Annotated in this window: 8 protein-coding genes; 5 read left to right on the top strand and 3 right to left on the bottom strand. The window is 61.4% G+C overall.

Annotated elements, in window-relative coordinates:
* Window position 1 precedes the first annotated feature (1 nt).
* The 3 genes from ASD12_RS02980 to tssI are packed head-to-tail and all read right to left on the bottom strand — an operon-like array spanning window position 2 to window position 3,106.
* A complete protein-coding gene (locus tag ASD12_RS02980; RefSeq protein WP_156398526.1) occupies window positions 2-349 on the bottom strand; it encodes a hypothetical protein in 348 nt (115 codons plus the stop codon).
* Window positions 346-768 (bottom strand): DUF6484 domain-containing protein, encoded by a 423-nt coding sequence (locus ASD12_RS35115; protein ID WP_056581804.1) that lies wholly within the window; start codon window positions 766-768, stop codon window positions 346-348. The genes ASD12_RS02980 and ASD12_RS35115 overlap by 4 nt, the downstream gene beginning before the upstream one ends.
* 10 nt (window positions 769-778) lie before the next feature.
* A complete protein-coding gene (gene tssI, locus ASD12_RS02990) occupies window positions 779-3,106 on the bottom strand; it encodes a type VI secretion system tip protein TssI/VgrG (RefSeq protein ID WP_056581805.1) in 2,328 nt (775 codons plus the stop codon).
* Between the two features lie 262 nt (window positions 3,107-3,368).
* Here tssI and tagH point away from each other — a divergent pair, with 262 nt between their 5' ends.
* The 5 genes from tagH to ASD12_RS03015 all read left to right on the top strand — a co-directional run bounded on the left by tagH (window position 3,369) and on the right by ASD12_RS03015 (window position 13,228).
* Window positions 3,369-4,421: a type VI secretion system-associated FHA domain protein TagH gene (gene tagH, locus ASD12_RS02995; RefSeq protein WP_056581806.1), complete on the top strand. Its 1,053-nt coding sequence runs from the start codon at window positions 3,369-3,371 to the stop codon at window positions 4,419-4,421.
* A gap of 293 nt (window positions 4,422-4,714) precedes the next feature.
* The gene (gene tssL, locus ASD12_RS03000) at window positions 4,715-6,226 is read left to right on the top strand and encodes a type VI secretion system protein TssL, long form (RefSeq protein ID WP_056581807.1); all 1,512 of its coding nucleotides are present in this window, start codon (window positions 4,715-4,717) and stop codon (window positions 6,224-6,226) included.
* 22 nt (window positions 6,227-6,248) lie between these two features.
* Window positions 6,249-9,806 (top strand): type VI secretion system membrane subunit TssM, encoded by a 3,558-nt coding sequence (gene tssM, locus ASD12_RS03005; RefSeq protein WP_056581808.1) that lies wholly within the window; start codon window positions 6,249-6,251, stop codon window positions 9,804-9,806.
* Window positions 9,807-9,965: 159 nt separating this feature from the next.
* The gene (locus tag ASD12_RS03010) at window positions 9,966-10,745 is read left to right on the top strand and encodes a protein phosphatase 2C domain-containing protein (protein WP_056581809.1); all 780 of its coding nucleotides are present in this window, start codon (window positions 9,966-9,968) and stop codon (window positions 10,743-10,745) included.
* Window positions 10,745-13,228, top strand: coding sequence for a serine/threonine-protein kinase (locus ASD12_RS03015; RefSeq protein ID WP_056581810.1), 2,484 nt, complete (start codon window positions 10,745-10,747; stop codon window positions 13,226-13,228). The genes ASD12_RS03010 and ASD12_RS03015 overlap by 1 nt, the downstream gene beginning before the upstream one ends.
* Window positions 13,229-13,306 lie beyond the last annotated feature (78 nt).

The following is a 13,306-nucleotide window of genomic DNA, read 5'->3' on the forward strand; positions in this document are numbered from 1 at the left end:
ATTATCGGTTCTGTTTCAGCGTCACCGCCAGATATTCTCTAACCTTGGGAAGGTCCAGATCCACAACCTGGATCGGTTTTGGTGCGGCCAGCATCCGCAACACGAACAGTTCACCGGCGTCCGCGAACTCCTCAAAGCGCTCCTGCGCAATTTTTCGACCCTGATCTCCGGCTACCCGCAAACCATCCAGATGGGCCTCCAGCCTTTCAATCAAGCGGGCAAGGCGTACTTCGTCCATCTCCGGATTTTCCTCAGGGTGGAGCAGGTGGTGGTCGTAGATCGTCCATAGAAACGCCGCCATTTCGGCATGCTGCCGGACGATCTCGCGCAGGACCGGCGCTGCCATCAGTTCAGGTTCACCGAGCCGCCACGGATACGGTTGGTGGCGCTTGCGTGGCTCGTGACGTATGTGCCGCGGATGATGATATGGCCGTCTTTTTCCATGATGATGGTGGCCTTGCCGCAGCGCAATTCTATTCGTTCTTCACCCACTATCCTTACCTGTTCGCCATCGCTTATGACTTGCGCCCGCGGCTTGCGGCTTGGCTCTACTATGCGCCCCACAATCAGTGGTCGACCAACATCTCCGTCTTCAAACAGGAGCGCGACCTCGGAGCCGATCATATCCGAACTCATCTCGGCAAGGCTTCGGGCTCTTACTGCGGTCTCCCTTGTATTGCCCGGGAATACGACGAGCGGTGCTTCGTCATCGAAGCCGAGAAAAACTCCGATTATCACCCCTTCGATCCGCTTTCGGGTCTTGGTCATCCTGCCGCCCTCAATTCTGCTTGATCTCCGAACCTTTCATCGTGATGTCGCCTGAAGCCTTCACGTTGATCTTGCCCGAGCCTTTGACGGAAATGTCCTTGCCTTCGATATTGATGGTGCCGTCCTTCTTCATCGAGATCGCCGCCGAGCCGCATTTGATTACGATAGAGTCGCCGGCCTCGATCAACAAATCCTTGCCGATCTTGATGGCGCCGTCCTCGCCAATCTCGACAAGGCTTCCCTTGGCTATCTTCAGCGAGCGCGCGCCGCCGACATCGGTCGCGTCGTCCTCGGCTATTTTGGCGTCTCGCCCTTTGCCGACCTTCGAGGAATGGGCCCCGCCGACATTGAAACTTTGATCCGCCGCCACTTGCACGCTCTGGTTCGCGCCCACCGACCAGGCGTCGTCCGCACCAATGCTATGGCTCTGCCCTGCACCCACTGTGACGCTCCGCGACGCGCCGATCGTATTCGTCTGCACCGCACCCACGGTTCGGGTTTCGGATGCTCCGACCGAATCGACCCGGGCCGCGCCAACGCTCACCGTCTGGACGATCGCGACGGTCTGGGTGTGATTGGCGCCGATTGTCTCGGTGGAGTTCGACCCGATATTGATCGTCTCGTTCGACCCCACCGTCAGCGAGCGATCGACGCCCACCGTCTCGGTGTCGTTGTTGCCGATATTGGTGGTCTGGTCGACGCCGACCTTGACCGTCTTGTTGTTGCCGACGTCCTCGTCGAGGTTGTGGCCGACGGAATGCTTGGCGTCGTGATCGATGCGATCCGACTGATCGTGCTGCACCAGCTTGGTGCGGTCATGCTTGATCAGAAGGTGGTGATCCTTCTGCGCCTGGAAATTGACCAGTTCGGAGCCGGCCTTGTCCTCGAACATCAGCTCGTTGTAGCCGCCGCCACCGAGCGAGGAGTTCGACTTCCAGCCGGATTGCGTGGCACTGGCCGGCAGCCCATAGGGCGGCATCTGCGAGGCATTGTAGACCCGGCCGGTGATAATCGGCAGGTCAGGGTCGCCTTCAATGAAGTCGACGATCACCTCCTGGCCGATGCGCGGTATCTGGATGAAGCCCCAGCCGCTGCCGGCCCAGGTCTGTGAGACCCGCACGAAACAGGAGCTGTTCTCGTCCTTCTTGCCCAGGCGGTCCCAGTGGAACTGCACCTTCACCCGTGCGTATTTGTCGGTGAATATTTCCTGCCCGGTTGGGCCGACCACCGTTGCCGTCTGGGGCCCACGCATGATCGGTCGTGGTGTGATCCGCGGCGGACGATAGGGCAAGGCGGTCGGCGCCACGCCGAGGATCACCTTGAAGTTCTCGCTGTCGACGTCGGCATGGCTTCTGTATCCCGGATCGAACAGCCTGTATTCGGCACTGACCACCAGATACTCCTGGTTCTGGTCTTCGCGCGGAAAGCCATCCAACTTGAACGTGCAGCCCGAATACAGCCCGCGCACGGTACCGACCGCAGCTATGCGCTGGTGGACAGCCTGGATTTCCTCGCGCCGGATCGCGGCAAGGTTGTCGCCCCGGCCGACTTCGAGATGCGCGCCGGGCTGGCGGTAGTTCTCGCCTGCAGCCAGCTTGTGACCGAAAGGCTGCGCCGACTTGGCCATAAGGTCGGCGCCCGGCTTCTTGAAATCATAATCGGTGTGGGCATAGGCGCCCGGGCGCACCGAACTGCCTGGGATCCATTCGGTGATGTATTCGACATCGCGCCGGGAGCCCTGCCCTTCAAAGTGATAGGGTACTTTCTCGTAGCCCGGCGCCGGCTTCAGCTTGCTCATCGCATCGGTCAGGACAAGCGTGTGTTTGCCCTCGTCATGCTCGAAAAAATACAGGATGCCTTCATGCTCGAGCAGCCGCTGTACGAAATCCAGATCGGTCTCGTCATATTGCACGCAGTATTCGCGCGGAGGGTAGGATCCCTGCAGACGCAGATCGAATTCCGCCGTGCTGTATTTCTTGAAAACGTCCTTGACGATGTCGACGACGCTCTTGTTCTGGAAAATACGGCAATCGGTGGTGTTGCCGAGAAACCAGAGCCATGGCCTGACGACCGCCTCGTAGTAGGCCAGTCGATCCTCGATGCGGGTCAAGCGAAACTCGGACACAAGGCCGCTGAACCAACGTTTCGGATCGGATTCACCTTCGACCGAAACGACGCCCCCCAGCATCTTCAGCGGATCGATATCGGGGCTGGGGCTGACGAACCCGACCGTATAGGCCAAACAACGGCTGATCTCATCGCGACCGACAAGATGCGTGAAGGTCAACAGCTCGGCGCCAACCGGCGTCTGCACGATCGTGGCACGTTCGTTCGGCATGGGTCGTGCCCCTCCTGGACGCGGCCGCCAGCGTGGTGGATTTGAAGTTCCCGCTATATTAACTAAATCACGCTCGGGAGCTTTTCGGATGCGCCACACCGGATCATATTGAGCCTACCACATATTGTCCTGCTGACCAGAGAGGACACACAGTCACCGAACCTCGTCCTGTCAATGCATCAGCTCGAAACGCTGCTGTCCTGTCGCACCCGCAAACTGCTAGTATGGTGAGGTATCGGTCAGCGCTCGACGGCGATCCTGGATGTACATCAATCTGCAAATCAACAATATCGACGCCTTGCCCGCGGATGTCCCGACCGGCTACTCGGCGCGAGATCGCGGCTTCGAAATCGGACGCGAGGCTTGTGACTGGACCTTGCCGGACCCGGACAAGTTCATCTCCGGCCGTCACTGCGAGGTTCGATACGAGGCAGGCGCGTTCTGGTTGCACGATGTCTCGCGCAACGGAACCTACATCAACGGATCGAGCCAGCGCATGACCGCCCCGCATCGGTTGAGCCATGGCGACCGCGTCCTGATCGGCCGCTATGTCCTCTTCGTATCGATCGACGACGAGCGCGCCTCGACAGGTCGTCCCAGCCACGGTTCGACACAACGAGAAATGCCGGCCGCGACAGGCCGACCGCTGGAATTCGCCGCCGAGCCGTTCTTCACTCCATCGGAGCAACAGTCCGAGCAGCGGGTTCCAGCTCGGGCGCTCTCGTCGCAACCGCCTCTCCCCTCGACCAGAGACGAGGTGCTGCGGGAAATCGCGATCGCGGCCGGCATCTCGCCGGAATTGCTTCAATCGCGCGACCTGCATGAAGTTGCCGCCGAAATCGGCGCGGTCCTGCGCACAGTGGTCGAGGAGCTGGCCATGCTTTTGAAAGCGCGCGCGGCCGCGAAAATGCTGGCCAAGAGCACACAACGAACGATGATCAGCGCCGCCGACAACAATCCCCTGAAGTTCGTTCCGGGAACCGACGACATCCTCGAAATCATGTTCGCCCGTCGCAGGGCCGGCTATCTTGGAGCCAGGCGCAGCATCGAAGATGCATTCCGCGATCTCAAGACGCACGAATTCGCCACCTATGCCGCCATGCAAGCCGCGCTGTCGCGGCTGCTTGACGACCTGTCTCCCGAAGCGATCGGAAGGAAACTCCCGCCGACGTCGTTCTCGTCGAAGAAAAGTCAGGCCTGGGACGCTTTTGTTTCGACTTGGCGAACCATGGAGGAAGCCCACGAGAACGGCATGCTGGACATATTCCTGGCCTATTTCAGCGAAGCCTATGCCAAGGCAGACAAGCAAAAATAGACCGGTCCAAAGGGGATGCGGTGCTGAAGAAAACCTCTTCGGTGCGCGGCATCCGGTTCCAATCGAGAGTTTCTGCGATTACGATCACATACGACACTTCGCTAAGCGGGTAAGGCTGATCGACCTGGGGGTCTGCGGCAAATGTCATCTTTCGGCGGGATAGTAAGATATAGCCGACCTTCCTCCGGGCATTGCCAGGGTCGGCAGAGATTGCATTTCCTCCACCCGACGAGAAACCGTTTTGCGTCTGCCTCGCCCAGTAGCGGGCACACCGCCTGCACGGACGATCGGCCATGAGCTCGAAAGACGATCCTTTCGGCCCGGCGGGCAAGACCGTCATTCGCGCTCCTCCACGGCGCGAGCGAAAACCGGCGCCAGTCGCTCAGGAGCCCGTCGCGGATGGCGGGCAGACCTCGCAGATCAAGGATTCGACAGTGTTCGATCCCGGCGTCGGCCGGCATACACCGCCGGGCTGGACATCCGGGACCGTGATTTATCAAGGAGCTCCTTCCGTTGCTGTAGGAGGCGGCGCTTCCAAGGCGGCGCTGGCGTCAGCTCTGCGGCAGCAGACCCTGCTCAATGCCACGGACAGTGTCAGATATTCCGCGACAAACCCGATCCTTGCCGCGGCCGCACCGTTGCTGATGCTGTTGGGCCAACTCAGGCTTATCGCCGTCGAGAGACAGGCCGAGCCGTTGGCCGAACATGTCGCCGAGGCGATTGATAGGTTCGACAGGGCCCTGGAGAAATCAGGTGTTGCCGAAGAGGATGCGCGGATTGCGAAATATGTCCTCTGCGAAACCGCTGACGATCTGATCGGCAACCTGCCTTGGCCACGGAAAGACGCTTGGGCGCGGCACAGCATGCTGTCGCAGTTCTTTCACGTCGAGCCCAGCGGCACAGGCTTCTTCGAAGCGCTGAACAAGGTCCTGGCCAGTCCCGAGGCACATTACGATCTGCTCGAACTGATGCATGTCTGCCTGTCGCTGGGGTTCGAGGGCCAATATCGAGGCCTGACACGCGAAGATACCAATCTCGAACGTGTTCGGCGCGACGTCTACGAAACGCTTCGCTATTTCAGGGCACGCGCGGACGCGGACATCTCGCCCCGCTGGCAGGGCCTGGCGTCGACCATGACGCAGTCGTCGACACGCGTGCCGCTCTGGGTCGTTGCGGCAGCCGCGTCGGCGCTGCTGACTGCTGCATTCTTCGCACTTCGGGTCTTCATCACCAACGAAGGAGACGCCGCCGCCGGTGAATTGCTGGCGCTCAACCCATCGACGCCGATCGCCATCGAACGGGCCAGCGTGGCCCCATTGGCGGAGCCGGCGAAAGTCGTCCCACCCGCCGCCACAACCACGCAGATCGACCGCATCCGTTCGGCACTGGCCAAGGAAGTCGAAGGCGGCGGGCTGACCATCGGCACGAAGGGCGACTTCATCGTGGTCGAAATCAACAATCTCCTGCTGTTCCAGTCCGGCAGGGCCGAGGCGAAGCCGGAGTTCCAGCCCATTGCCGCCGATATCGCCGCGGCCCTGGAACCCGAGCGCGGACCAATCAGGATTGTCGGCCATACGGACAATGTGAAGCCGCGGAAATCGAGCCCGTTCAAGTCCAACTTCGATCTTTCCGTCGCCAGGGCGAAGGCTGTCGAAACAATGATGGCACCGAAGTTCAGCGATCCTTCGCGACTGACGGTCGACGGCAAGGGCGAGGACGAGCCAATCGCCGACAATGCGACGCCGGAAGGCCGCGCCAAGAACCGCCGTGTCGATGTGATGATCGCCAAGGAGGAAACATTGTGAGCACGGCTGGTTGGAAGCGCCGATGACGCGTTGGCTGCTGCGGATATTCAGCATGATCGCGCTGGCCGGCTTTGCGGCGGCAGTGTGGTTTGCCGGACCCTTGATCCGCTTCGCCGACACCCGTCCTCTTGGACCTGCCTGGCTGCGCGCGACTATCATCGGTGCGATCGTGGCAGCGCTCGCGCTTTTCTATGGCCTGCGTTTCTGGCAAGCAAGAAAAGCGCAAAAAGAGCTCGAAACCGTGGTCGTACACAATGACCACCGCGATGACGACTCTCGGGTGCTCGAAGCCCGCATGAATGAGGCCGTGGCGGCGCTCAAGCGGTCGAACGGCAAGCGCAATTTCCTCTATGAGATCCCCTGGTACGTGGTCATAGGCCCGCCCGGCGCCGGCAAGACAACGGCGCTGGTCAATTCGGGTCTGAATTTTCCACTGGCCGGTTCAGGTGATGCCCAGCCAGTTGCGGGCGTTGGCGGAACACGCTCCTGCGACTGGTGGTTTACCGACCAGGCCGTCCTGATCGACACCGCCGGACGCTACACGACGCAGGATTCCAATGCCGAGAGCGACAAGAAGAGCTGGCTCGCCTTCTTGTCGCTGCTCAAGAGAGCCCGCACACGGCAACCGATAAACGGCGTTATCCTGGCCATCAGCCTTGCCGATCTCATCAGCCTCGACGATCAGCAGCTTGACGCTCACGTCGTGGAGATACGCAGTCGTCTGCGGGAAATCTATGAGACGCTGAAAATCCAGTTTCCGGTGTATCTGCTGTTCACCAAGGCCGACCTGGTTTCCGGGTTCATGGATTACTTCGGCGGCTTCGACGAGTCACGCCGGCGCAAGGTCTGGGGCGCGACGTTCCAGACGACGGATCGCAACAAGAATATGGCCGCCGAGGCTCCGGCCGAATTCGATGCACTGGCAAGACGCCTGGCAGAGGAGATGCCTGACCGCCTTCAGGAAGAGGCCGATCCGGTCGCGCGCATATCCGTCTTTGGCTTTCCGGCGCAGTTTGGCGCGCTGAAGGAGCGAATTACGAATTTCATCGCCAGCTTGTTCGATCCGACCCGCAGCCAGGTGAATGTCAGCCTGCGTGGACTCTATTTTTCTTCAGGCACGCAAGAGGGAACGCCAATCGATCAGGTGTTAGGCGCGATCGGCCGCAATTTCGGCAGTAACCCCCGCGCCCATCTTTCCGGAACCGGCAAAAGCTTCTTCTTGCACGATCTGCTGACGGACGTCATTTTTGCCGAATCCGGATGGGTTTCGTATGACAAAATAGCCGTAAGACGTGCGGCGATCGCCAGATTCGCCGGCCTTGGCGCCATCGCGTTGATCGCGGCGGCCGCCCTCGGCACCCTGGCCCTGAGCTTCACAGCCAACAGGTCACTGATCGCTTCCACCACGCAGGCCATGAGCCAGTATCGCCAGACGGCGGACGCGCTGCTCAAAAGCACCGAGGTCACCGATGTCGACCTCGAAAACGTCATTGGTCCGCTCGACCAGTTGCGCAATCTACCGGCTGGATTCGAGACCAGTAACGTGCCGACACCGATCGAGGAGACGTTCGGCCTCAGCCAACGGGAGAGACTTCTTTCGGCGTCCAAGACCGCTTACCGGCAAGCGCTGGAACGAATGTTCCGATCGCGCCTGCTGATCCAGGCCGAGCGGACGATCCAGGCCAGGATGGCTGATCCCGCCGCGCTCTACGAGCCGTTGAAAATCTATCTGATGCTTGGCGGCAAGGCGCCGAAGGTCGACGACGCGTTGATCCTTTCCTGGATGAAGCAGGATTGGGAGCAGAACCGGTATCCAGGTGAAAACAACCGCGAAGGACGCGAGCAGCTCGAAAAGCACCTGCACGCCATGCTTGCGTTGGACGATGCCTATGATCCGGTTTTCGATCTCAACCAACCGCTCGTCGAAGCCGCTCAACGGTCGCTCGGGCGCATGAGCCTTGCCGACCGTGCCTCCGCTTTGGTCAAATCCGCGGTATACGCGGCAGCGCTGGATGATTTTTCTGTTTCCCTGAAAAGCGGCCCGGAAGCGCAGCTGCTGTTCGAGCGTGTCGATGGCGGCGATCTGTCAGGCCTTCGTGTTCCCGGCCTCTATACCCATGCCGGCTTCAACACCTTCTATCTCGGGCAACTCTCGCGCATTGCCCAGACGCTCGTCGACGACCAGTGGGTGCTCGGTGGCGGCGGCGAGCAAGGCGGTATCGATCAGGAGTTGCCCAAGCTCGGCCCCGAACTTCTCGATCGCTATGGGAAGGAGTTCGCCACGGCGTGGAACAGTGTTCTCGACGGCTTGAAGTTCAAAGCGATGCTGAAGGACAAGCCGCACTATATCGCGCTTTCCGCCGCCGCCTCGCCAACCTCGCCGATCGAACAGCTGTTTACGGCGATCGCCGACGAAACAGCTCTGGCGCGGGACGCTGCTTCAGGCAAGGGCTCAGGCACCGGGGTTGAAGGCGGCACGGGCCAGTCACAGGACGCCGCAAGCATGGCCAAGGGTCTGGCTCGCATCGGCATACAAATCGCCACCGGAAAATCGCAAAGCCGTGCCGGCACAGGATCCGTAAGCGCGCAAAACCAGAATCCCGGGGCCAACATCGAAGCGCAATTCAGGTCGTTCCAGGCGCTGGTGAGCGGTCCTGCCGGACACCGCCCGATCGATGCCTTGACCCAGAATTTTCGCGATATCTACCAGAGCCTGCAAATGGCGGCCGACGTGCCTTCCCAGACTGAACGCGTCAACGCAAACCTGCAGCTCCAGATCGCCACCCTTCGCGCCAATGTCTCGCGACTGCCCAAGCAACTCGGCCGGATGGTCAATGCGACGGCGGACGAGTTTGAAGGCAACGTCACCGAGACCTCGGTGGCAAATTTGAACCAGATGCTCGACCAGACGGTCACACAGCCCTGCGAGGCGGCAGTCAACGGCCGTTATCCTTTCGCCGGCAATGGTACCGAGGACATCGCGATGGCGGATTTCGCGAAATTGTTCGCTCCGGGCGGGCTGATGGACCGGTTCTTCGCACAGAACCTCGCATCGCTGATCGACATGACCGGTCAGGACTGGAGCTGGAAACAGGACGCGCGCTTCGGGCGCGACCTGTCGAAGTCGACGCTGAAAGACTTCCAGTTGGCGGCCGAAATCCGCAACGCCTTTTTTCCCCAGGGCGGCTCGGTGCCCTCGGTCAGCGTGACCTTCACGCCGTTCTCCCTGCATGGCGATGCCGATGCGGCGGTGCTCGATGTCGACGGCCAGACCGTCCAGAGCAACCAGGCGAGCAACGCGCCAAGCACCGTGAGTTGGCCGAGCGGCACGGCCTTCGGCTCCGCCAGCCTGAGCCTGACGCCGGAAATGCCAGGCCGCGAATCCGCCATCAAGTTCGAAGGGCCGTGGGCGCTGAAGCGGCTGCTGGACAAGGCGACCGTCACCAGCAACGGCAGCAACGTCGAAGCGCGCTTCGTGATCGGCGGGCGCGACGTCACCTATACGATCCAGACTGGTTCAGGCCCCAGCCCCTTCTTCCTTTCCGCACTTTCCGGATTCAACTGTCCGAAGGCGTTTTGAGATGGACTTCGAGCTTTTCAATGCGGTGACACCTTGCATGAGCCTCCGGCGCCCGGGCCTTAATTTAGATACTCTAATGTTCGAGCCTGTGGCAAAGTGGCTCGAGCGGGCGCCTGGCGGTGTGCCGCAGAGGGCGCTTGAGAAGCGCTTGGTGGCAAATTGAACGATGTCGCCCTTTTCTTCGAGAGCTTCGGCGTGAGCCATAAAGGCTGTGTCCGCGAACTCAATGAGGACAGCTATCTGCTCGAGCCACGAACCGGCCTCTGGGTGGTGGCCGACGGAATGGGCGGGCATGATGCCGGAGAGGTCGCCTCGGCCAGCATCGTCGACCATCTGGCCACGATCGGCATCGCAAGCTCCGCACCGGATCTGCGGGCGCGCTTCGAGGACAGGCTGAGCCGAGCCAATGCCGAGATCCGCGGCATATCGGAATCTCGCGGCATAACCATCGGTTCCACTGTCGCCGCCCTATTGGCGATGGACGGACGGTTTGCCTGCCTGTGGGCGGGCGACAGCCGGATTTATCTGATCCGCAACGCCTCGATCTCGCAGATTTCGAAAGACCACACCGAAGTGCAGGAACTCCTCGATCGAGGCATGATCAGTGCAGCCGAGGCGCTCACCTGGCCACGCCGCAATGTCATCACGCATGCGGTCGGCGTCAGCGACGAATTCGTCATCGATTTCCAACAAGGCGAACTGATGCCGGGGGACATTTTTGTGTTGAGCACCGATGGGCTGACGGCGCATGTCACCGACGCGGAGATCGAGGCCGCAGTCGTATCGGCGACACCTCAGGCGGCGTGCGAAAATCTGCTGGAAACGGTGCTGATGCGGGGCGGAACAGACAATGTCACCATCGTGCTGGTGAAGATCCGAAATGGGCGCAACGGACAATCGCTCCACCCTGATCTGTCCGGAGCGGAGGGCCGAGGCTGATGAGCGCCGACGACAAGACGCGAATATCGCCGCAGGTGGCCAATACCGCCGTAGGCACGCAACTCAGCGGCATCTACGAACTTGATGAGCGGATCGCGTTCGGCGGCATGGGCGAGGTCTACCGTGGCCACAACATCCAGACCGGAGACCACGTCGCGATCAAGATCGTCCTGCCCGAGTTTGCCCGTGACCAGACGATCCTGTCCTTGTTTCGCAAGGAGGCCTCGATCCTCAACCACCTGTCGCATGATGCGGTCGTGCGATACCACGTCTTCACCATAGATCCCGGGATCGGCCGTCCCTACCTTGCCATGGAGTTCGTCGACGGCGAGTCGCTGTACGACATCATGCGACGTGGCCCGATGCCGACGGAAGAGGTGCGCAAGCTCTGCCATCGCCTCGCATCCGGCCTGAGCGCCGTGCATCAAGCGGGAGCAATCCATCGCGACCTCTCGCCGGACAATATCATCCTGCCAGGGGGCCGGGTCGACCGCGCAAAGATCATCGATTTCGGCATCGCGCGATCAGCGACCGTAGGCGGGGAGACGCTGATCGGCGGAAAGTTTGCGGGAAAGTACAACTACGTTTCGCCCGAACAGCTCGGGCTCTACAGCGGCGACGTCAGTGAACAGTCCGACATCTACAGCCTTGGGCTTGTGCTGGCCGCCGCTCTGCGCGGGAAACCGATCGACATGAGCGGATCGCAGTTCGAGATCATCGAAAAGCGCCGTGCCGTGCCCGATCTCTCCGACATCGACGACGATATTCGGGGCATTGTTGAAGCCATGCTGCAACCGGATCCGCGAGACCGGCCGGTCAGCATGGCTGATATCGCCAGGATGACGCGTGGCGAAGACGAAGGAACAACGCCGCCGACGTCCATCACACCCCGCAACCGGCCGGCTTTGCCACCGGCCGGGTATACCCTTGCTCCTGATCCCAAGGGCCAGCCCCAGCCATCCAATGTAGCGGGACACAACGCGCCGACGGCAACCGGTCCGGGCGAGCAGCGCTTCGTCCCGCATGTCCGGCCCGCGCATTTGTCCGAACCGCAGCCTTCGCCGGTCGCCGGCCCTCCGCGCGCGGTCACGGCGGATGTGGCTGGAAGACCCACAAAGACCCGAACCATCGCGATCGCTGCCTTGGCGACGCTGGCCGTCGCCTCAGGCACGGGCCTGTATCTGAGCGGCTTCATGACGCCGGCGACGCCGACTGCCGGCAAGACATCGCTTTCCGCGCCCGAACCATCAAAGCCTGCACCGGAAACGTCAAAGCCGACCTCGACGGACAAAGTCGCGAACGCGCCCGAACCGGCAAAGCCAGTTCCGCCCGCGCAGCCGGAGGCCAGCTTGCCGCCGGCTGAAAACCATCCAGATGGCGCGGCAACTCAAAAGCCGCAGCCGGCCAAGCCCGCCGAACTCCCTTCGCAGACCGAGGAATCCGCGAAGCCGCCGGCAATGGAAGCGCAACCGCAAACAGAGGCGAGCGCCCCGCCGGCTGGAAGCCAGGCAGATGCCAAGGCAGTGCAAACGCCGGAGCCGGCGAAGCCCGCTGTCCCCGCGCAAACCGAGGAACCCCCGAAGTCATCGGCAACGGACGCGCAGCAGCCGACCGAAAAGACCCCGCCGGCCCAGCCAGAGGTTGTGGAGAGCCCAAAGCCCGAACCCGAACCACAGCCCAGCCAGCCGGCAGCGCCCAAGGTGGCCGCGCCGGCGCCCAAACCCACCGCAAGCCAGACAGATGTCGCGAACGCCGAGAGCCAAAAGACCGTACCACCGGCAGCCAAACAGCCGGACCAACCTGTCGTCGCATTGAACGTACCCAAACCGGCGGTTCCCCCGGTCGTCGACGACATCGCGCAACGAGTCGCCTGGGTTCGCGACTTCGGCGGCGGCGACTGTTTCTATGCGACCATGAATTCATCAACCGACACGGCCGCCGCGATCGAAGGATTTGGAACGGCGGTCCAGCCATTCGAACGGATGCTGGGCGATTTCCAGGCAAAATTCCATGTCGAGCCCGACATCAGCGTCCGCCTCATTGAGCCGAGCCAATGCGAAGTCACCAATTTTCTGCGCTTTCTGGGGCAGACCGCGGCCGACAAGCCGCAGCTTGTTCTCGACCGGACATCGGTGCCGAACGGTACGCCAATCCGCGGCACGCTGGTGACGCGTGGCGGGCTCATTTCCAGCGTGCTGCTGATCGATCATAAGGGCATGGTGTTCAATCTCGACGACCGCATCGTCGCGCAATCGGACAAGGCTACCTTCAGCATTCCGATTGGCCTCGGCGCCGCCGACAAGGCTGCCGGAAAGGCTGTGCCGCAGATCATAATGGTGATCACGGGCCCGCAGGATATTCAGGCGGCTGCGTTCTCCACGCCCACGCCAGCCTCGGTGCTGCTCCCCAAGATTCTCGAGGAAATCGAGATCGACGGATCTCAGTTCTCAGCCACTGCCAAGTATTTCCGGCTCGGCGGATAGCATGGGCGCGCCCGATGGAACGCTGCCCGTGTTTGCCTCACTCGTCCGCCGACCTGCCCATAAAGCAGCGTGATCCGG

The sequence above is a fragment of the Mesorhizobium sp. Root102 genome (genome assembly GCF_001425625.1).
Taxonomy (GTDB): Bacteria; Pseudomonadota; Alphaproteobacteria; order Rhizobiales; family Rhizobiaceae; genus Mesorhizobium.